Source organism: Streptomyces sp. NPDC003697 (genome assembly GCF_053587115.1).
Genome location: NZ_JBSFNN010000014.1, coordinates 1 through 20,908, shown reverse-complemented (window position 1 = coordinate 20,908; position 20,908 = coordinate 1). Strand labels below are relative to the sequence as shown.

Sequence of the window (20,908 nt, the reverse complement as noted above, 5' to 3'; positions counted from 1 at the left end):
GAACCGGTGGCGCCGCGCGTTCGGCCCGGTGAACGCGCGGGCCTCGCAGGGAGGACCTGACGGCTCCCGGCCGGCGTCCTCGGCCTGGGCCTCGACGACAGCCGGGGCGCGAAGCCGCCCGTGCGAAAGACACCGTCCCGAACGACCTCGCACACGCTTTTCGACAATCAACTGCTAACTCTTCCACCGCCGTTGGCGGACTCTACGCCGGACGGCGATGAACGCTGTCCGCAACGAGCTGAACTCTGTGCGTCGATCTTGCGGCGCTCCGAACATCTGTGGGTTAGTTGGAAGGGGGCTCGTTCGCGGCTCCCCGACGCACAGGATCGGGACGGATGAGGTGTAGCAGGAGTGGCCGGTTACGGTGGGGGCGGTGTCATGCAGGACATCCGCGCGGGACGTCTCCTCAAACATGAACTCAGGAACACAGTGCACGTGCTGATGGGGCTGCGCGAGCTCGCCCGACGCGAAGTGCCGGACGCCGTGGCGCTCGCCGGGGCGCGGCGGATCAGGAACGTGGTCGTGCGGGCCCTGCTGGTGGGCAAGGAACGGGCCGCCCGGGCGGGCGGGGTCCGGCTGGAGATCGACGAGGACTCGGCGCTCACCGGCGCCTCGGAGCTGTCGGGGGACATCGTCGCCGTGCTCGGCAACCTGGTGGACAACGCCGTCGACGCGGCCCTGGAGGGGCCCGCGCCCGAGCCGGCGGTATGGGTGTCGGTGCGGGAGAGCGCCGGGGACGTGCTGCTGCGGGTGGCGGACAACGGTCCGGGGATACCGCTGGACAAGCGGCAGTGGATCTTCACCACGGGCGCCTCCACCAAGCAGCGCGCCGACGGACCGGACCGCGGACTGGGGCTCGCCATCGTCCGGAAGGTCACCGCCGCGCGGGGCGGCACCGTCGCGGTCTCGGACCGGGCGGGCGGCGGGGCAGTGGTCACCGGGCGGCTGGTCACCGCGAGATGACGGCCGTGTTCAACGTCCTCGTCGTGGACGACGACTTCTATGTGGCCAAGATCAACTCGCGGTACGTGGCCGCGGTCCCCGGGTTCCGGGTGGTGGGCCAGATGCACAGCGCCGCGGACGCGTTCGGCGTCCTGGAGCAGGGCGGTATCGACCTCGTCCTGCTCGACCACTACCTGCCGGACGAGGACGGCCTGTCGCTGACCCGCCGGCTGCGCGCCCTCGGCCGTGACACGGACGTCATCATGGTGACGGCCGAGCGGAGTTCGGCCCTGGTCCACGAGGCCATGAGGGCCGGGATCCTCCAGTACATCGTGAAGCCGTTCACCTTCGACGCGCTGCGGCGCAAACTCGAGGCGTACAGCAGGCTTCGCGGGACGCTCAGCACCGGCCGGCTGGACCAGGAGCGGATCGACCGGATCGTCGGCGGTGGCGGATCGCAGACCGCCCTGCCGCTGCCGAAGGGGTACAACAAGCGCACGGTCGAGTTGATCATGGAGCTCGTCTCCCACACCGACCACCCGTTATCCGCGCACACGGTGGCGGACCGGACGGGGGTCAGCCGGTCCACCGCGCAGCGCTACCTGAAGCATCTCGAGGAGAACGGGAAGCTGCAGCTCACCCTGAGGTACGGGGACAGCGGCCGTCCCGAGCACCTGTACCAGGGGAAGTGACGTCGCCCCGCGGGATCCGCAGGGCGGCGCGACGGTCATACGACGTCACCGGCGAGGGGACGGACCCGCAGCCGGACGCCGAGCACGTCCACGGCGGCCCGGGCCGCCCGCACCGCCTCCTCGGCGGTCTCCGCGACCGCGCGGACCTGGGCCACCCGGGAGTCGGACGAGGCCAGGGCGGACACGGTGTCGCCCGGGTCGGCGGACACGGAGACCTCCGTCACGCCGGGCAGCGCCCTGGCCTCCTCGACACCCGTGATCTCCTCGAGCTCGCCGGGGGCGTCGACGGCCGCGAACCAGATCGCCGAGGCGCGGGGCGGACGCTGCTCGGCGAGCGTGGCCCGGACGCCGGGCAGGACGTTCTCCCCGAGCACGTGGCGGACCATGCACTCGGCGATGTCGACACCGGTCGCGTCGAGGGTCAGGGCCGGTATCTCGTCACCGCCCGCCCGTACGTGCGTCTCGATCACCCGGGGGCCCTTGCCCGTGAGGACGACCTCCGTGTGGGTCGGCCCCGAGCGCACCCCCAGCGCGTCCAGCAGCCGCCCGACGTACGCGTGGATCTCCGCCTGCTCCCCGGCGGACAGCGGCGCAGGGGACACGTGGCCCAGCTCGACCAGGCTGACCGGGTCGGAGTACTTCCGGGTGATGCCCACCACCTGGTGGTCGCCGTCGTAGGAGAACGCCTCCACGCTGAACTGCGGCCCCTCGAGGAACTCCTCCACCAGCACCCCGGTGTTGACCAGGCCCATGTAACTGCCGCCGGCCCGCTCGAAGGCGGCGGCCAGCCCGCTGTCGTCGGTGACCTTGGTGACGCCCGCGCTGCCCATGCTGTGGACCGGCTTGACCACGCAGGGCAGTCCGTGGTCGCGCACGAAGGCCCGCAGCTCCTCCAGGTCCGTCACGCGGCGGTACGCGGCGGAGTCGACACCGGACTCCCGCAGCCTCGCCCGCATCGCCTCCTTGTCGTGGACGACGGCGACCGTGTCCGGGCTGAGCGCTTCCAGGCCGAGCGCCTCACCGATCGCGGCGTATCGGTCCTGGTCGCGTTCGCCGAAGGTGGCGATCCTGGTGAAGGGGTGGATGGCGTGCACGGCCGAGGCCATGGCGATCCACTCCTGGTCGTCGGCGTCCCCCCGGACGGCGATGATCCGCAGGTGCCCGGCGGGCTCACGGACGTTGCGGACGTATTCCACCTGACAGATGGTGGTGGTGCTGACTCCGGGCCGGATGCCGCGGAGCAGGGCCGGGTGGTTCCGGCCCGTGCCCACGACCAGTACGTGTTCGTTCATCGGACGCTTCGTCTCTCTGTGTCGATCCGGTGTGCGCCGGGCCTACTGCCAGGCGGTGCTCGCGTGCCACCACTTGGTGACCTCGGCCATGCGCTTGCGGACTTCCTCGGCCGTCCCGGCGTGGACGAGGGCCTCGGCGGCCGCGTCGGTCGCGTGCTCCACGCCGTTCCGCCGGGTCCCCGCGGCCAGCTTCACCTCCAGCTCCACACCGGGGACGGGGCACGACCCGGCCGGCGGCACGAACGTGCCGTGACCGACGGGCAGCAGGAGCCAGCCGAGGAGCGCGGCGGGCGCGGCCGGCTGGTGGTCCAGGGCGAGGCCCGAGCCGCACTGCGCCCGCAGCCCCTCCCTGGCCAGCTGCACGCCGAAGGCGCGCTCGTAGACCTCGGCGATCAGCGCGCCGCCCGCCCGGCTGGCGATCTCGCACATCACCGGTTCGCCGTCCGGGCCGATCCACGCCTCGAGGTGGAAGGCGAGCGGGTCCGGGGCGGCGGGCAGCGCGGCGACCACGTCGGCGGCGAACCGCCTCAGCACCTCGGTGCGGGCGTCGTCCCGTTCGAGCAGCACACTGCCCAGGGACGTCCCGTCGGCGACGCGCTCCGCCAGGCCGCCGGTGTACTCGCAGGGCCAGGAGTGGACGATCCCGCCGTCCCGCATGATGCCGTCCACGTGGAAGAGGTCGCCCCGCACGAAGCTCTCCACCATCCACTGGCCCGGCACGTGGGGCACGGCCGACTCACGGCCGCCCGCCAGGAACGCGGCGACGTCCGCCGGGGAGCGCAGGATGGAGACCCCCTTGGCGGCGGCCCCGGTGCGCGGCTTGACCACCACCGGGAAGCCTTCCGCGTCGATGAAGTCGAGCAGGTCCATCGGGCCCTCGACCGCGGCGAAGGCCGGCACGCGCAGGCCCGCTGCCCGGGCCGTGCGCTTCATGACCAGCTTGTCGCGGTACGCGGTGGCCGACTCCACGCTCTGCCCGGGCGCCCCGAGCCGGGCCCGCAGCCGTGCGGCCCGCAGCACGTCGTTCTCGCTGGTGCTCGCCACCAGCTCGGCGCCGTGCTCCCGGGCCGCCTCCTCCGCGGCCTGCTCGGTCGCCCACGAGTGGTAGTCCTCGACGAGGCGGTGGCGCGGGAAGTGGGTGGCCAGGACCTCCTCCGCCCCGGCGACGGCCTTGGGCGTGGTGATCAGGACGACGGTGTCCGCGGTGTCGTCCAGCCACTCCTGCAGGGGGCGGCTGGTGAGCGGCTGACGGGAGAACAGCAGAACTCTGGGCATCAGATCCTCGTGAGGTCGGTGGAGGGAACGCCCCGCAGCCGGCTGTGGAGATGCACCAGGCTGTCGCCGGGCTCGCCCTCCACCACCTCGTCGACGGAGCACACCACCAGGTGGTGGTCCCCGAGCCTGGCCTGCTGGTACGGGGAGCAGATCAGCCAGCACAGGCAGTCGTCCAGCAGCGGGACGCCGTGCGGACCCGGGTGCCAGCGGGTGGGCGGCGCGAAGCGGTCCACGCCCGAGGACGCGAACAGCTTCGCCGTCTCGACCTGGTGCGCGCCGAGGAGCTGCACCCCGAACCGGGTGCAGTCCTTGATCCGCTCCCAGGTGCTCGAGGTCTCGGCGAGGGCGAAGGAGACCAGGGCCGGGCGGGCACTGACCGAGGTGAACGAGGTGACGGTCACCCCCGCCGGTCCGGCCGGGCCCGCGGCGGTGACCACCGTGACGCCCGCCGCGTGGGCGCGCAGGGCCGACCGCAGGGCCAGGGCCGTGACGGTCATGACCCGCTCCCGGTGGTGAAATCGGGGCGGGGCAGGCCCAGGTGGTCCCGCAGCGTGATGCCTTCGTACTCGGTGCGCATCAGACCGCGCCGCTGCAGCTCGGGGACCAGCAGGTCGACGATGGAGTCCAGACCGGTGGGCAGGCAGTCGGGCATGATGTTGAAGCCGTCGGCCGCCCCGTTCACGAACCAGTCCTCCAGCTCGTCCGCGACGGTCTCGGCGGTGCCCAGCAGGAAGCGGTGGCCCCGGCCGGCCGCCACCGACAGGTACAGCTGCCGGATGGTCAGGCCCTCGCGCCGCGCCTGCTCGTAGATCGTCTGCTGCTTGCCCGAGCTGCCCTCGGACGCCGGGAGTTCGGGCAGCGGCCCGTCCAGCGGGTACTGGGACAGGTCGACCATGCCGAGCTGGTACGAGAGCATCCCCAGGCCGACGACCGGGTCGACCAGCTCCTGGAGCTCCGCGTACCGGTCCTCGGCCTCCGAACGGGTGCGGCCGAGGACGATGAAGGCGCCGGGGAGGATCTTCACGTCCTCGGGGTTGCGGCCGTGGTCGGCGACCTGCTTCTTCAGCCCCTGGTAGTAGCTCTGCGCCCGCTCCAGGGTCTGCTGCACGGTGAACACCACCTCCGCCCACCGGGCCGCGAAGTCCTGGCCGTCGGGCGAGGACCCGGCCTGCACGATCACCGGGTGGCCCTGGGGCGGGCGGGCCACGTTGAGCGGGCCGCGCACCTGGAAGTGCTCGCCGTGGTGCCCGAGGACGTGCATCTTCGCGGGGTCGAAGAAGCGGCCGGACACCTTGTCGTGGAGGAACGCGTCGTCCTCCCAGCTGTCCCACAGGCCGGTGACGACCTCCATGAACTCCCGGGCACGGTGGTAGCGGGCGGCGTGCTCGGGCTGGGTGTCCCGGTTGAAGTTGCGGGCCTCGGCGTCGGTGGCGGAGGTGACCACGTTCCAGCCGGCCCGGCCGGCGCTGAGGTGGTCGAGCGAGGCGAACTGGCGTGCCACGGTGAACGGTTCGTTGTACGTCGTCGAGGCGGTCGCGGCGAGACCGATCCGCTCGGTGTGGACGGCCAGGGCCGACAGCAGGGTCAGCGGCTCGAAGTGCACCATCCGGCCCTGCCGGCTGAGCTCGTCGGCGTCGCGGTACTTGGTGCGCACCCCGGCGCTGTCGGAGAGGAAGACCATGTCGAACTTGCCGCGCTCGGCGGTCTGGACCAGCCTGCGGTAGTGCTCGAAGCTGTGTCCTCCGTCGGCGCGGGTGTCGGGATGGCGCCAGGCGGCGACGTGATGGCCCGGCGCGGGCAGGAAGGCGCCGAGTTTCATCATGCGGCGGAGCGATCTGCTCACAGGGGTCCTCCAAGGGCTGCGAAGGCGGGCGTCGGGAAGGGAAGAGGGGCGGGTCAGCCGAGCCTGCGTACCGGCGCGCCCGCCAGGAATGCCTCGATGTCCTCGACGGCCTGGCCGTAGTACGTGCGGTAGTTCTGCTGGGACACGTAGCCGAGGTGCGGCGTGGCCAGCAGCCGGGGCGCGGTGCGCATCGGGTGGTCGCCGGGCAGCGGCTCGACGTCGAAGACGTCGACCCCGGCGCCGGCGATCCGTCCCTCCCGCAGGGCGTCGAGCAGGGCCTCCTGGTCGACGATCGCGGCCCTGGAGGTGTTCACCAGGTAGGCGGACGGCTTGAGCAGCGCCAGCTCCGGGGCTCCGATCAGGGACCGGGTGCGGTCACTGAGCGCCAGGTGCACCGAGACGAAGTCGCTGCCGGACAGCAGCTCCTCCTTGGACGCGGCCGGCCGGACCCCGTGCTCCTTGGCCCGCTGCTCGGTCAGGTTCTGGCTCCAGGCCACCACGTCCATGCCGAAGGCGAGACCGACCTGCGCCACCCGGCTGCCGATCTTGCCGAGGCCGAGCAGACCGAGACGGCGGCCGTGCAGGTCGGCGCCGACGGTGGACTGCCAGGGGCCACCGGTGCGCAGGGCGGTGTTCTCGGCGACGATGCCGCGGGCCAGCCCGAGCAGCAGCGCCCAGGTCAGCTCCACCGGCGGGGTGGAGGAGCTCGTGGTGCCGCACACCGTCACGTCGTTGCGTGCCGCGGCCGCGAAGTCGATCACGGAGTTCCGCATGCCCGAGGCGACCAGGAGCGTGAGCCGGGGGAGCCGGTCCAGCGTCGAGGCGGGGAACGGGACGCGCTCCCGAAGGGTGACGATGATGTCGAAATCCCTTACCGCCTCGACGAGTTCGTCCTCCGTGCCGAAGTGCTGCGGGAAGCTGACGACCTCCACCCGGTCCAGGACCGGGCCCCAGTCTGCGAGGGACGTGGCGACGGCCTGGAAGTCGTCGAGGACGGCGCAACGCAGGTGCATGTCAGTGCTCTCCGATGTTTCCGCGGTGGGTGGGGTAGTGGACGGGGTCCGGCTGGGCGCCGAGGCCGGGAGTCCGGGGGCGGGAGATCACTCCGCGGTCGACCCGGGCACCGGTGAAGGGGTCGCCGGTCAGGTCCAGGTGGCCGTCGAGGTCCAGGTGGTCGGCGAGCCCCGCCAGTTGTGCCATGGCGGTCACGCCGAGGGAACTCTCCACCTTGCACCCGAGCATCACCTTCAGGCCGGAGCGGCGGGCCAGGACGATCGCCTCGCGGGCCGCCAGCAGGCCGCCGCAGGTGAGCAGCTTGATGTTGACGCCGCTCACCCGGCCCCGCAGCCGCAGGACGTCCTGCGGGCCCGCGCAGTCCTCGTCGGCGAAGACGGGGACCGGGGACCGTTCGTGCACGTGGCGCAGGTCGTCCGGTGAGCCGGGCGGCACCGGCTGCTCCAGGAGTTCCACACCGTGGCGGTGCAGTTCCTCGGCGACCCGGAGCGCCTGGTCGGGCGTCCAGGAGCCGTTGCCGTCCGCCCGGATGCGCCCGCCGTAGACCGAGCGCAGCACTCCCGCCCGGCTGCCGTCGTCCTCGGGGGTGAGCTTGAGCTTGAGGACCGGCCACGAGGCCGCCGCCCGCGCCTTGGCGCGCAGTTCGTCGTCCGGGCAGGCGCCGATGGACAGCGCGGTCGGCGCCGTCGGCAGCCCCGCGAGACCGAGCACGTGCCGCAGCGGCTGACCGCACGCCTTGCCCAGCAGGTCGTGCAGAGCCATGTCCACGGCCGACCGGGACGCCGCGCCGATGCCGGCCGCGTCCAGGCGCCCGAGGACGCGGCGCATCTCGTGCGGCGAGGCACCGCTGAGCAGCGGGGCACAGGCGTCGATCTCCGCCGGGTCCGCGTCCCGCGCGGTGCCGTACCCCGTCAGTCCCTGCCAGGTCAGCTCCAGCACGCACTGGCGCACGGCGGAGGTGACACCGGTGTTGCTGACGAAGGGCTCGGCGAGGCCGATCGAGGTCTGCCACCGGGTGACTCTCATCCCAGCACCTCCTCGAACGCGGCGACCACACCGCACGCCTGGCGGAACGTCAGGTCGCGGAACCCCTCGGGCTCCACCGGTGCGGCGGGAGCCCGCCGCACGGCGTCGGTGGGCACACCGCTGCCGTCCCGGAAACGGGCGCGCAGGTAGGGCGACAGCCGGTCCCCGTGCGCGGACAGCCAGGTGACGGTCGTGTCGTGGGTGGTGTCCGGATCGGCCGCGAGCACGGCCTTGAACAGGTCGGCGAGCAGCTCGCGGTCCTGCTGCTCGCTGTCGGGCGGGCACAGCATGAAGATCTGCGCGGGCAGCAGCGCGAAGCACAGCGGACGCACCTCGGCGAAGTCGCGCACCAGCGGACCGGTGATCGCGCGCAGCGAGCGGACGGTGGTCTTGCGGGCCAGATAGCCGCCGCGCCGCGGCGGACAGCCGGCCATCGCCCGGGCGCCCCAGTGCAGATGGGTGACGAAGGGGCTCTCGGAGGGCAGCCCCTGACGGCCGGGGAGATGGCTGCCGAGCAGGCCGAACAGAACGCTGCTCAGCTGGATCGAGATCACGGGCAGGACCGGGGGCAGCTCGCTCATCCGGGAGAAGAAGGCCCGGGGTTCGTTCAGTGCCCGGACGGTGAGCAGGGCCGCCTCGGCGAACGCCCGCGCGGACGGGTAGACGTGGTTCCCGATCGCGTAGCCCGCGCCGTGCCGGCGCACCTCGCAGCGGCCCACCGAACCGTCCAGCCCGGCGGCGTGGCTGATCAGTTCCGCGAAGGCCGCGCGCGGGTTCCGCCGGGCGGAGGCCTCCTCCAGCAGCAGGCAGAGCATGTCGGTCACCAGGGCGGCGTGATCGGCCAGGAAGGACGCCCACTGCCGGAACCGGTAGCCGGGCAGGGTCGTCATGCGCCGCCAGTGCACCTCGGCGAGCGGGACGAGCTCCCCGTCCAGCTCCGCCTGGGTCAGGGCGCAGAACAGCGGACGGCTGCGGTCCCGCCGGACGAAGGCCCGCCCGTCCCAGGTGTGCAGCGGCAGCACGATCCGCCGGCCGCCGTCGACCAGCGAACCCGGCAGGTAGACGTCGTCGCCGCCGTCGGTGTCGGCCTCGGTACGGGTGAAGCCGTAGATCAGCGGATAGCCGTAACCGCCCGCGCAGACGGCGGTGTTGAAGTCCATCGGGCCCGAGCGGCAGAGCGCGATGTCCTCCCAGTTGCCCAGGTGACCGGTGCGCGGCGGCAGCAGTCCCTCCGTGTCCCGCACCAGGTCGAGCAGGCTGCCGATCCGGACGTCGTGCGTGCCCAGGTGGAGGGTCGTGTAGGGCTTCTCGCCGCCGGCCAGTGCCGCCGTGCCGGTGGCGGACGGCGTCAGGCCGAGGCGCTCGAGGACGTTCGTGCTCACCCCGCCTCCTCGGCGCGCAGCCTGCCCAGCAGGTGCGGCAGGGTGCCGCCGGACAGCAGGACGTCCCACTCGCCGGCCGAGGTGACGTCCGCCCTCGCGGTGAAGGACACCCGGTCCGCGGTGACGTGCACCAGACCGCTCTCCCGCACGCCGTCCAGCGCCAGGTCGAAGGTCTCGTGCCCGGTCAGCCCGAGCGACGCCCAGTCCCGGCCCTCGGGCAGCAGCAGGGGCAGGATGCCCATGGCGCACAGGTTCGCTCGGTGGATGCGCTCGAAGCTCTCGGCGAGGACCGCCCGCACCCCGAGCAGCCAGGGGCCCTTCGCCGCCCAGTCACGGGAGGAACCCATGCCGTAGTTCCGCCCGGCGAGCACGACGAGGGGGGTGCCCGAGGCGGCGTAGCGCTCCGCGGCGTCGAAGACGGGGAGCCGTTCGCCGGTGGGCAGGTGCAGGGTGGTGCCACCGCTGTCGCCGTCGCCAACGAGCCGGTTGCGCAGCCGCGGGTTGCTGAAGGCACCCCGCGCCATCACCTCGTGGTTGCCGCGGCGCGAGCCGTAGGAGTTGAAGTCGCGCACCCCGTGGCGGCGCAGGTGGATGCCGGCGGGGGAGTCCTCGGGGATGTCGCCCACCGGTGAGATGTGGTCGGTGCTGACGTCGTCGCCGAGTGCCAGGAGCGCGCGGGCGCCGGTCAGCGGCCCGGCCTTCGGGCCGGCGTCGACGTAGGCGGGGAAGCGGATGTACGTGGACTCCTCGTCCCAGGGGAACGTCTCGCCGTCCCCGGCGGTCAGGGCGTCCCACTCCGCCACCGGCGCCTGGCCGGCGGTGAACAGCTCCGCGGAGAGGAACTCGGCCTCCAGCGCCTGCAGTTCGGACGCGTCCGGCCAGATGTCCCGCACGGTCACGGGGCCGCCGTCGCTGCCGACGCCCAGCGGTTCGCTGTCCAGGTCGGCGCGGACGTGCCCGACCAGGGCGAGCGCGACGACCAGCGCGGGGGAGGCGAGGTAGCCCGCGCGCACCTGGGCGTGCACCCGGGACTCGAAGTTGCGGTTGCCGCTGAGCACCGCGGCCACCGTCAGGCCCTCACGGGTCACGGCCTCGCCGACGCCCGGGTTCAGCGGTCCGCTGCCCCCGTTGCACGTCATGCAGCCGTAGCCGGTCACATGGAAGCCGAGCTTCTCCAGGTACGTCATGAGACCGGAGTCCTCGAGATAGCGGGTCACGGCCCTCGACCCGGGCGAGAGGCTGGTCTTCACGTGGGCGGGCACGCTCAGTCCCCGCTCGACGGCCCGCCGGGCCACCAGCCCGGCGGCCAGCATGGCCCGCGGGTTGGAGGTGCTGGTGCACGAGGTGATCGAGGCGATCACGATGTCGCCGTCGGTGACGCCGTCCGCCGTCCGTTCCGCGCCGCCGTGCAGCGCGGCGAAGGACGTGGGCAGCTCCCCGAGCGAGATCCGCTGGTCGGGCCGGGACGGGCCGGCCAGGGTCGGGCCGACCGAGCCGAGGTCGAACTCGATCACCCGGCCGAACCGCGGCTCGGCCTCCCCGGCGTGCTCGCGCAGCAGCCGCTGCCGTCGGCAGTACTCCTCGACCCGCCGCAGGAGCGCCTCGGGGCGACCGGTCTGCCGCAGGTAGGCGAGGGTGTGCCCGTCCACCGGGAAGAACGCCGACATGGCGCCGTACTCGGGCGCCATGTTGGCGACGGTGCAGCGGTCGGGCGCCGAGAGGGCGGTGAGGCCGGGACCGGTGAACTCGACCATCAGGCCGCGCACGTTCGCCTCGCGCAACGTGCGGCACAGCGCGAGGACCACGTCGGTCGCGGCGACGCCGGACGGCATCGTGCCGGTCAGGCGGACGCCGACCACCGGGGGGATGCGGACCGGGTGGGCCATGCCCAGCATCAGGGCCTCCGCCTCCAGGCCGCCGACGCCCCAGCCCAGCACGCCGAGACCGTTCACCATGGTGGTGTGGCTGTCGGTGCCGATGACGGTGTCCGGGAAGAGCGTCCCGTCCGGGCCCTCGGCCACCACGGTCGCCAGTCGCTCCAGGTTCACCTGGTGCACGATCCCGGTGCCCGGCGGTGTCACCCGTACGCCGCGGAACGCCTTCTGCGCCCACTTCAGGAACGTGTAGCGCTCCCGGTTGCGGCTCATCTCCAGGGCCTCGTTCCGGGCCAGGGCGTCCGCCGTGCCGGCCCAGACGGTCTGCACGGAGTGGTCGACGACCACGTCGACGGGCAGGGCCGGGCTGACCCGGCCGGGCTCGGCCACCCGGTCGCGCAGCGCGGCCAGGTCCACCAGGAGCGGTATCCCGGTGTAGTCCTGCACGAGGACGCGCGCAGGCCGGAACGGCATCTCCAGCGCCGGGTCGGCGCCCCGCGCCAACCGCTCGCCGAGCGCGGCGGCCCGCTCCGGGTCGCCGCCGCGCAGCAGTGACTCCAGCAGGACCCGGCCGGTGTACGGGACGGCGCCGAGGTCGAACCCGTGCCGCGCGGCGAACTCGGGCAGGGTGCTCAGGGACGCTGTTGTCACCGGTTTCCCTTCGAGTACGGGCGTGCGTGCGGGCCCACGTAGCTGAGCAGCGGCCTGATCAGTACGTTGTTGGACTGCTGTTCCAGGACCTGCGCCACCCAGCCGGCGGTGCGGCCGATCACGAAGAGGGGGACCGCCAGGTCGTCGGGCAGGCCGAGCAGCCGGTAGGCGAGGCCGGCGTAGAGGTCCACGTTGGCGGCGACACCGTGCCGGCTGTAGGGGCTCATGGCGGCGGCGACGGCGTCGAGGGTCTCCAGCCCGGACGTGTCCCCGCGCTCCTCGCTGAGCTCGACGACGGTCGCCCGCAGGTGCCGCACCCGCGGGTCCTCGGTGCGGTAGACACGGTGGCCGAAGCCCATCACCGGCTCCCCGCGCCCCCGCAGTTCGGCGACGTAGGCCGCGGCCCGCTCCGGCGAGCCCACCTGGTCCAGCAGCGTCATCACACGCTCCGCCGCCCCGCCGTGGACCGAGCCGCCGAAGGCCGCGATCGCGGCGGTGAGCGAGGCCGTCATCCCGGCCCGGCAGCCCGTCGCCACCCGCGCCACGAACGCCGAGGCGTTCGAGCTGTGGTCGGCGTGGACGATCAGGCCCCGGTTGATGAACCGCACCGCGGCGGGCGTCGGGGACTCACCGAGGAGCGCCGTCAGGAAGGACTCCGCGTAGGAGGTGTCCTCGGCCGGCACCAGCGGCTCGCGGCCGGTGCGGAAGGCGTGGTGCGCGGCGACGATCATCGGGATCTGGCCGAGCAGCGTGATCCCCGCCTCCCGGGCCTGCTCGTAGGTCTCGTCGGAACCGTCCGCCCGGCGCTGACCGAACGCGGCGAGCGCGGAGACGCAGGTGCGCAGTGCCACCACGGGGTGGGCGTGGGCCAGCGAGCGGGCCAGGTCCAGGACCGGGCCCGGCAGCGCGCGGGCGGCGAGCAGCTCCTTGCTGAATCCCTCCAGCGAGGTGGCGTCCGGCAGTTCGCCGTGGATCAGCAGGTGGGCGACCTCCTCGAAGGAGGCGTGGGCGGCCAGGTCGTGGATGCTGTAGCCCCGGTACTCCAGGACGCCGGCGACGCCGTCGATGTGCGTGATGGCCGTCCGGTCGAAGACGACGCCCTCCAGGCCGCGGTGCACGGCGGCACGGTCGTCGGGTGCGGCCGGCCCCTGCTGCGGGGTGTTGCCCGCCACGAACTCCCGTATCGCGGCGACCGTGCGCAGACTGAGCGTCAGCTCGTCGTCGACGGGGACGCCGTACTCCTTCTCGAGCGCCACCATGAGCGAGACGTGGCCCAGCGAGTCCCACTCCCTGATCGACTGGTATTCGACCTCGTCGGTGACCCGGGCCTGCGGAATGCCCAGGGTGCGGGCGATGAGCTCGTCAACGCTGCTCATGGCTCCCCTTCTGCAAGTGGTCGTTGGGACAGGGCGGGCGCGGCCCCGCGGGGCCGCGCGTCAGCTGTTGCCGGACCGTTCGTCCAGCAGTCGGCGCAGGGCCTGGCGGTCCACCTTGCCGTTGGCGTTCACCGGCAGGGCGTCCACCAGGTGGACGGATCTCGGCGCCATGTAGGCGGGCAGGCCCGCCGCGCAGGCGTCGCTCAGGGCGTCCGGGTCGTCCGCCCCGGACACCACCGCGGTGACGGTCTGGGCGTCCGGCCACACCAGGCACGCGGCCTCGGCCGCCCCGGCCCGGCGCAGGACGGCCTCGATCTCGCCCAGCTCGACACGGTGACCGCCGATCTTGACCTGCTGGTCGTTGCGCCCGAGGCAGACGAACTCACCGTCCTGCAGCCGCACCAGGTCCCCGGTGCGGTAGTACGTCCGGCCGTCGCGCTCGAAGTAGCGCTCCGCGGTGAGCTCGGGGGCCCGCCAGTAACCCGGGGTGGTCTGCGGTCCGGCCATGCACAGCTCACCGGTCCCGCCGTCCGGGACGGGGAGGAGGTCCTCGTCCACCACCAGGGGGTGCAGTCCGGGGTACGGCCGGCCGATCGGCACGTTGTCGTGGACGCACCGGGCCGGACTCGTCCGCGGATCCCAGCGGTGCACCGTACAGGCGATGGTGAGTTCGGTCGGCCCGTAGAGGTTCTCCACCACCGAGTGCGGGGCCGCGGCCTGCCAGTCCTCGGCGGCCGCGCGGGGCAGCGCCTCACCGCAGAACAGGCTCCAGCGCAGGGTGGGCATCGTCCCCGGCTTCAGCACCCCGCGCCGTCGCAGCACCGCTGCGACGGACGGCACGGAGAACCAGACGGTGATCTGGTTGCGTTCGAGGTACTTGAACGGAACGAGGAGCTCCAGCGGATCCATCGCGCAGACCCGCGCCCCGTGCTCCCAGGCCATGAAGAGGTCGAAGACCGACAGGTCGAAGGTCTGCTCGAAGGTCTGGGTGAGCCGGTCGTCGGGGGTCAGCGCGTAGCGCTCCTGGTTGGCGTCGAGGAACGCCCGCACGTTGGCGTGGGTCACCGGCACCCCCTTGGGTGCGCCGGTGCTGCCCGAGGTGAACAGCAGGTACGCCGGATCCTGCGGCGACACCTCCGGGAACCGGTCCAGCGCGGTCGCCGCGGCCAGATCGGCCGCGTCCAGGACGCGCGCGTCACCGAGGTCGGGGGCGTCGGCCCGCAGGGTGTCGGGCAGGAGGACGACCGGCCGGCGCGGCAGGCTCCGCAGCAGCTCGGGGAGTTGGGGCAGGGACGCGGCGTCGGCCAGCACCGCGTCCACCTCCGCGCGCTCCAGCATCGTCGAGGTGCGCTCCGTGGGGAACTTGCGGTTGAGCGGTACGAACGCCGCGCCCGCGAGCAGCGAGGCGGCCACCCCGAGGTAGGAGGTCACGCTGCGCTGGGCGAGGACCGCCACCCGCTGCGGCCGGCGGCCGACCGCCTCGACCAGCACCGAGGCCCAGCGGCGTGCGGTGTCGGCGGCCTCCGCGTAGGTGACGTCACGGCCCTGGACGGTCAGGGCCACGTGGTCGGGGAGAAGGGCCGCGTGACGGAGGAGGCCGCTGCCCAAACGGTGGTCGAGTGCGGTGGTCATGTCGTTCCGGCCTTCAGTAACGGCAGTTGTGGCGCGATCTGCCTGTCGGCTGTACGGGGGCAGACGCTAGCCCCGCCCCGGCCCGGTGGAACGATTACGTGCGCACTGCCTCTTAACCGGGAAAAACCCGGTGCTCAAAGCTCAAGAGGCGGAACTGGCTTTTCGCGGTAATGCCGCTTTGTGCTCGCAACCGCGGCCGCTCCCGGGCCTTGACCTACCCTCGTCGCGGACAGAAGCGAGGAGATCCCCGGAATGCTCACACGTTTCCTTCCCCCGCCCGGCCCCGCCAGGCTCATCACCGTCATCACCATGGTGCTGACGCTGGGGCAGGGGCTGTGGATGGCCATCAACGCGGTCTACGCGGTCGAGATGCTGCGCCTGACGCCGACCCAGCTCGGCATCAGCGTCAGCGCCGCGGCCGCCCTCGTGCTCCTGTGCAGCACCCCCCTCGGGCACCTCGCCGACCGGGCGGGTCCCCGCGAGGTGCAGGTGTGGGCGTACGTCCTGGCGACGCCGCTGACGGTGGCCCTGGTGTTCGTGGACGGCTTCGTGTCCTACCTCGTGGTGACGGCCGTCCAGGCCGTCGCCTACCGGGCGGGCCGCAGCGCCCGCAAGGCGATGATCGCGGCGCTGATCCCCGCCGCGGACCGGGTGCGTCTGCTCGCCTACGTGCGGGCGGCCAGCAATGTGAGCGTCTCGATCGGCGCGGCCCTGGCGGGACTCGTGATCGCGGCCGGCAGCCGCCCGGCCTACCAGGGCGCCGTGCTGTTCACCGCCGCGTGCTTCCTCGCCACCGGCCTGCTCACGCTGAAGGAACAGCATGTCCCGCCGGTCCCCGCCAAACCCGGATTCGCCTTCTCGGTGCTGCGCGACCGGCCGTTCCTGCTGTTCACCGCCCTCGACGGGATGCTGACCACGCACGCCCTGCTGCTCGACGTGGTGCTGCCCCTGTGGGTGCTGCACCACACCGGTGCGCCCCGGTGGATGAGCGCCGTCATCCTCATCCTCAACACCGTCCTGGTGGTGGCCCTGCAGACCAGGGTCGCGCGGGGGGCGGACGGGCCGACGGCGGCGGCGAAGGCCAGTCTCCAGGGCGCGGGCTGCGTCACCGGTGCCTGCGCCGTGTTCGCCCTGAGCAGCGGCGCCGGGACGCTGACCGCGGTCCTGCTCCTCCTGGTGGGTGCCGTGATCCACGCCCTCGGCGAGATCCGGCAGGCGGCGGGCAGCTGGGGAGTGGCCTTCAGCCTCGCCCCCGACGACGCCCAGGGGCAGTACCAGGGCACCCACGCCATGGGTATCGACCTCGGCAAGATGATCGGCCCCGCGGTCTTCACCTGGCTGGTGCTCGAACACGGGGCCGTCGGCTGGATCGTCCTGGCCGCCGCGTTCGCCCTGCTGGGAGCGGCGATGCCGACGGTCGTCGGGTGGAGCGTGCGCAAGGGCGCCGAGGACACCGAGGAACCCGGGCGCATCGCCGCAGCGGGCTGACACGAGGAGAAGCGCGGTATGACGCAGTGGCACGTGGCTCCGCGGAGTGTGAACCTGCAAGGCGTCTGCCTCGTCGACCGGGCCACCGGCTGGGTCGTCGGCGACGGCGGGATGATCCTCGCCACCCACGACGCAGGGGCCACCTGGACACCCCAGGGCGACACCGACAAGGACCTCCGGGCGGTGTCCTTCGCCGACGGCGCCAGAGGCTGGGCCGCCGGGCGGGACGGCACACTGCTCAGGACCATCGACGGCGGCACCCGCTGGGAGCAGTGCGCCGCCGGCACCACACGCAACCTCTACGGGATCTCGTTCGCCCCCTCCGGGCGGACCGGGTGGGCCGTCGGCGACGGCGGCACGATCCTCGCCTCGTCCGACGGCGGACTCACCTGGCAGTCGCAGAACCCGGCGGGGGAGACCCACTTCACCCGCTGCTGCGCGGTCGACGACCGGGTGGCGTGGGTGGTGGGCAAGCACGGCAGCGTCCTCGTCACCACCGACGGCGGACAGACCTGGACGGACCGCACCCGCGCCACCACGGCCGACCTGAAGGGCGTCTTCGCGGTCTCCGCCGAGCTGTGCTGGGCCGTGGGACGTTCGGGCACCCTGCTGTCGACGACGGACGGCGGCGCGCACTGGGACGCCGCGGACGGCGTGACCGTCCTCGACGTCTACGGGGTGTGGGCCTCACCCGACGGCCGCACCGTGCGGGCCTCCGGGGACGACGGCCTGGTACTCGGCTCGGACGACGGGGGCCGCACCTGGTCGCACCTGGACAGCGGCACGCCCAAGGACGTGGTGACGCTCGCCTTCACCGCCGACGCGCGGTACGGGTGGGCCGCCGGGGACGACGGTCTGATCCTCGCCTCCGCGGACGCCGGCCGGACCTGGACCGCGCAGCTCAACGGCACGTACAAGGATCTGGTGGGCGTCCACGGCGCGGGTTCCACCCGGTGGGCGGTCGGTCAGGACGGCACGATCCTGACCACCGCCGACGGCGGAACCGCCTGGCGGGCCCGCGGGGAAGCCGGCCGGCTCCTCTGGGCCGCGCACGTCCTCGACGACGAACAGCGCGGCTGGGTGGTGGGTGCCGGGGGGACGGTGCTGGCCACGGCGGACGGCGGCGGGAGCTGGCAGCGCCGGGACGTGCCCGTGGACGTGGATCTGTTCGGTGTGCACTTCGCGTCGGACGAACAGCGCGGCTGGGTGGTGGGTGCCGGGGGGACGGTGCTGGCCACGGCGGACGGCGGCGGGAGCTGGCAGCGCCGGGACGTGCCCGTGGACGTGGATCTGTTCGGTGTGCACTTCGGGCCGGGCGGGCGCCGGGGCTGGGTGGTGGGTGCCGGGGGGACGGTGCTGGCCACGGCGGACGGCGGCGCGAGCTGGCACCCCCAGGACACGCCGGTGCAGGCCAACCTGACGCATGTCCACGCCGTCGGCGACGACAGCGCCTGCGCGGTCGGACGCGCCGGCACCCTGCTCGTCACCCACGACGGCGGCGCCACCTGGGCGCCACGGGACAGCGGCACCCGGGCGGCCCTGTGGTCCGTCGCCTTCGCCCCGTCCGGAGAGCGGGGCTGGGCGGTCGGCGACCTCGGCACGGTGCTCGTCACCGAGGACGGCGGCGAGGTGTGGAAGGCCCGGGAGACCGGGACGTCCGGGAACCTCAAGAGCGTGTGGGCGGCCGCGGACGGCCGGCACGCGCACGTCGTGGGCGACGGCAGCCTGGTCCTGGCCACCCGGGACGGCGGCACGTCGTGGACCCGGCAGGTGGCCGGCACCGGCAAGAACCTGTACGGCGTCCGCATCCTCCCCGAGGCGCGCCGGGGCTGGGTGGTCGGCGACGGGGGCACCATCCTCGCCTGCCGGGAAGCGGGCACCTGGGCTCCGCAGCCGAGCCGCACCACGGGGAACCTCTACACGCTCGCCGCGGCCTCGCCCGAGGCGGCCTGGGCGGTGGGCCGGGGCGGCGTCGTCCTGGTCACCGGCGACGCGGGCGCCTCCTGGCGGTCGCAGGACAGCGGAACCGTCAGGGACCTGCTGGCGGTGTGCGTCCGTCCGGACGCCCGCACCGGTTGGGCCGCGGGCGATCACGGCACGATCATCGCCACCCGGGACGGCGGGGCGACCTGGCTGACCCGGCCCACCCCCACGGGTGAGGTGCTGTGGGGCATGGACTTCGCCGACGCGCGGACCGGCTGGGCCGTGGGTCTCGGCGGCACGATCCTGCACACCCGCGACGGCGGGGACACCTGGGGCTCGCAGGACGGCGGCACCCCGGACGACCTGTTCGGCGTGTACGCCGCCGACAGCCGGACCTGCTGGGCCGTCGGTGACCGCGGCACGGTCCTCAGCACCCGGGACGGCGGCCGCACCTGGCAGCGCGGCTCGACCGGCACGACGCAGAACCTCAACGCCGTCGCCTTCTCGGCGGACGGCGCCACGGCCCTCGCGGTGGGCCGCAGCGACACCGTCCTCACGTCCCGGGACGGCGGCGTCACGTGGCGGACCGGTTCGACCGGCACCGGGATGTCGCTGTGGTCCGTGCAGCTCGTCTCGGCGCGGGAGGCATGGGTGGTCGGCGACGAGGGGACCGTGCTGTCGACCTCGGACGGCGGCACCACCTGGGACCGCCACCCCTACAGCCCGGCCAAGGACTCGGTCGTCCACTGGTAGCACGCGCCCGGGAACCCCGGACGCGCCGTCAGGCGCCCCGGCAGAAGTCCCGGACACCCGACACAGGAGAAACAGATGAGCAGCACCACCCCGTTCGCGGACATCCCGACGACCACTCTCGCCGACGTCCTGGGACGCGGGCAGGTCATGGACATCACCATCCGGCCGCTGTGGCCCTCGATGCCCCGCTTCGCCGGCCCCGCGTTCACCGTGCAGTGCCCGCCCGGGGACAACCTGATGCTGCACGCGGCGATCCACCGGGCCGAGCCCGGCTCGGTCATCGTGGTGGAGTCCGGCGACCTGGACTACGCGCTGGCCGGCGGGAACGTCTGCGCCGTGGCCCAGCGCCGCGGGGTCGTGGCGTTCGTGGCCGACGGGCTGATCCGCGACCTCGCCGAGGTGCGGGAGGCCGGCTTCCCCGTCCACGCCCGCGGAGTCATCCCCTTCCCCGGGAGCAAGAAGGCCGTCCGGCCGCTGAACGAGCCGGTGCGGTGCGGCGGCGTGCGGGTCGAGGCCGGTGACGTCGTGGTGGCCGACGAGGAAGGCGTGGTCGTCGTCCCCGGCGCGCGTCAGGAGGAGGTACTGCGCCAGGCCCGGGCCAAGCTGGCCAAGGAGGCGGACGAGTCGCTCGACGCCTGGCAGGAGGCGCACCGCACGCGCATCGACCGGATCCTCGCCGAGTCCGGCTTCGAGGACTGAGCGCCGGTCCCATGCTCAACCGTCTCCTTCCGGTGCACGGGCCCGTGCGGACCTTCCTCGGCATCGTCCTGGTCCTCACCCTGGGGCAGGGACTGTGGATGGCGCTCAACGCCGTCTACTCGACCACCGTTCTGCACCTGTCCGCGTCGCAGTTCGGTGCCGGCGTCGGGCTCGCCGCCGGCGTGGCGCTGCTCCTGAGCACGCCCAGCGGCCACCTGGCGGACCGGATCGGGCCGCGCCGGCTGCAGATCTGGTCCCTCACCGCGATGGGCCCGCTGTCGGCCGCGCTGCTCCTGGTCTCGGGCTACCCCTCCTACCTGGTGGTGGTCTGCACGCAGGCGGTGGCCTACAGCGCCAGCCGCAGTGCCCGTCTGGCGATGATCGCCGGGCTCGCCCCGCCGGAGGAGCGGGTGTCCGCGCGGGCGTACATGCGGACGGTGAGCAACGTCAGCGCGACGGCCGGCGCCGGGGCGGCGGGCCTGCTGCTCGCCGTCGGCAGCACCACGGCCTACCGGGCCGCCGTCGTCGTCGTGTCGCTGGCCTACCTGGCCAGCGGCCTGCTGACGCTGCTGCTGCCCACCGTGCCCCCGCAGCCGGCCCGGCCCGGCCCGGCGCTGGTGGTGCTCCGCGACCGCCCCTTCCTCACCTTCGTGGTGCTGGACGGCCTGCTGTCCATGCACAACATGCTGATCGAGGTGGTGCTGCCGCTGTGGGTGCTGCACCGCACCGGCGCACCGCGCTGGGTGATCGCGGCGATCATGCTCCTCAACACCGTGCTCGTGGTGGTCCTCCAGGTGCGGGCCTCCCGCGGCACCGACGAACCGGAGACCGCCGCGCGGGCGGCCCGCGGCGGAGCCCTGTGCATCGCCGCCGCCTGCGTCGTGTTCTCCCTGACCCAGGGCGCCTCCGCGGTCACGGCGTCGGCACTGCTGCTGCTGGGCGCCCTCGCGCACGTCCTCGGCGAGGTGCGGCAGGCGGCGGGCAGTTGGGGCATCTCGTTCGGGCTCGCCCCCGCGCACGCCCAGGGCCAGTACCAGGGGACCTCG

16 protein-coding genes are annotated in these 20,908 nt (G+C 73.4%); 6 read left to right on the top strand and 10 right to left on the bottom strand.

What is annotated here, in order from left to right; genetic code table 11:
- The first annotated feature begins 378 nt into the window (after positions 1-378).
- Positions 379-963 carry a sensor histidine kinase gene (locus tag ACWDNY_RS08260; protein WP_451644917.1) on the top strand — a complete coding sequence of 195 codons (585 nt, stop codon included), beginning with the start codon at positions 379-381 and terminating at the stop codon, positions 961-963.
- Positions 964-968: 5 nt separating this feature from the next.
- Complete coding sequence (locus tag ACWDNY_RS08255; RefSeq protein ID WP_451644994.1) at positions 969-1,634, top strand: response regulator transcription factor; 666 nt, start codon at positions 969-971, stop codon at positions 1,632-1,634.
- Positions 1,635-1,669: 35 nt separating this feature from the next.
- On the opposite strand, the gene ACWDNY_RS08250 is transcribed toward ACWDNY_RS08255, so the two are convergent.
- Genes ACWDNY_RS08250 through ACWDNY_RS08205 form a run of 10 tightly spaced genes read right to left on the bottom strand, consistent with a single transcriptional unit; the run spans position 1,670 to position 14,999 of the window.
- A complete protein-coding gene (locus tag ACWDNY_RS08250) occupies positions 1,670-2,926 on the bottom strand; it encodes an ATP-grasp domain-containing protein (RefSeq protein WP_451644916.1) in 1,257 nt (418 codons plus the stop codon).
- Positions 2,927-2,968: 42 nt separating this feature from the next.
- Positions 2,969-4,201 (bottom strand): ATP-grasp domain-containing protein, encoded by a 1,233-nt coding sequence (locus tag ACWDNY_RS08245; protein ID WP_451644915.1) that lies wholly within the window; start codon positions 4,199-4,201, stop codon positions 2,969-2,971.
- Positions 4,201-4,698 carry a flavin reductase family protein gene (locus tag ACWDNY_RS08240; protein ID WP_451644914.1) on the bottom strand — a complete coding sequence of 166 codons (498 nt, stop codon included), beginning with the start codon at positions 4,696-4,698 and terminating at the stop codon, positions 4,201-4,203. The genes ACWDNY_RS08245 and ACWDNY_RS08240 overlap by 1 nt, the downstream gene beginning before the upstream one ends.
- Positions 4,695-6,044, bottom strand: coding sequence for an LLM class flavin-dependent oxidoreductase (locus ACWDNY_RS08235; RefSeq protein WP_451644913.1), 1,350 nt, complete (start codon positions 6,042-6,044; stop codon positions 4,695-4,697). The genes ACWDNY_RS08240 and ACWDNY_RS08235 overlap by 4 nt, the downstream gene beginning before the upstream one ends.
- Before the next feature lie 53 nt (positions 6,045-6,097).
- Positions 6,098-7,057: a D-2-hydroxyacid dehydrogenase family protein gene (locus ACWDNY_RS08230; RefSeq protein ID WP_451644912.1), complete on the bottom strand. Its 960-nt coding sequence runs from the start codon at positions 7,055-7,057 to the stop codon at positions 6,098-6,100.
- A gap of 1 nt (position 7,058) precedes the next feature.
- The gene (locus tag ACWDNY_RS08225) at positions 7,059-8,084 is read right to left on the bottom strand and encodes a mandelate racemase/muconate lactonizing enzyme family protein (protein WP_451644911.1); all 1,026 of its coding nucleotides are present in this window, start codon (positions 8,082-8,084) and stop codon (positions 7,059-7,061) included.
- Positions 8,081-9,466, bottom strand: coding sequence for a DUF6025 family protein (locus ACWDNY_RS08220; protein ID WP_451644910.1), 1,386 nt, complete (start codon positions 9,464-9,466; stop codon positions 8,081-8,083). The genes ACWDNY_RS08225 and ACWDNY_RS08220 overlap by 4 nt, the downstream gene beginning before the upstream one ends.
- On the bottom strand, positions 9,463-11,991 hold the full coding sequence (acnA, locus tag ACWDNY_RS08215) for an aconitate hydratase AcnA (RefSeq protein WP_451644909.1): 2,529 nt from the start codon (positions 11,989-11,991) through the stop codon (positions 9,463-9,465). Before acnA ends, ACWDNY_RS08220 begins: the two co-directional genes overlap by 4 nt.
- A complete protein-coding gene (locus tag ACWDNY_RS08210; protein ID WP_451644908.1) occupies positions 11,988-13,367 on the bottom strand; it encodes a citrate/2-methylcitrate synthase in 1,380 nt (459 codons plus the stop codon). Before ACWDNY_RS08210 ends, acnA begins: the two co-directional genes overlap by 4 nt.
- Positions 13,368-13,427: 60 nt before the next feature.
- Positions 13,428-14,999, bottom strand: a complete 1,572-nt coding sequence (locus tag ACWDNY_RS08205; RefSeq protein ID WP_451644907.1) for an amino acid adenylation domain-containing protein — start codon at positions 14,997-14,999, stop codon at positions 13,428-13,430.
- A gap of 252 nt (positions 15,000-15,251) precedes the next feature.
- Here ACWDNY_RS08205 and ACWDNY_RS08200 point away from each other — a divergent pair, with 252 nt between their 5' ends.
- The 4 genes from ACWDNY_RS08200 to ACWDNY_RS08185 form a co-directional block, all read left to right on the top strand.
- A complete protein-coding gene (locus tag ACWDNY_RS08200) occupies positions 15,252-16,487 on the top strand; it encodes an MFS transporter (RefSeq protein WP_451644906.1) in 1,236 nt (411 codons plus the stop codon).
- 18 nt (positions 16,488-16,505) lie between these two features.
- Entirely contained in the window at positions 16,506-19,163 is a 2,658-nt protein-coding gene (locus tag ACWDNY_RS08195) for a WD40/YVTN/BNR-like repeat-containing protein (RefSeq protein WP_451644905.1), read from the top strand.
- Between the two features lie 75 nt (positions 19,164-19,238).
- Positions 19,239-19,862 (top strand): RraA family protein, encoded by a 624-nt coding sequence (locus ACWDNY_RS08190; protein WP_451644904.1) that lies wholly within the window; start codon positions 19,239-19,241, stop codon positions 19,860-19,862.
- An 11-nt stretch (positions 19,863-19,873) separates the two neighbouring features.
- Positions 19,874-20,908: MFS transporter (locus ACWDNY_RS08185; RefSeq protein ID WP_451644903.1), on the top strand; the 1,035-nt coding region annotated here is incomplete at its 3' end.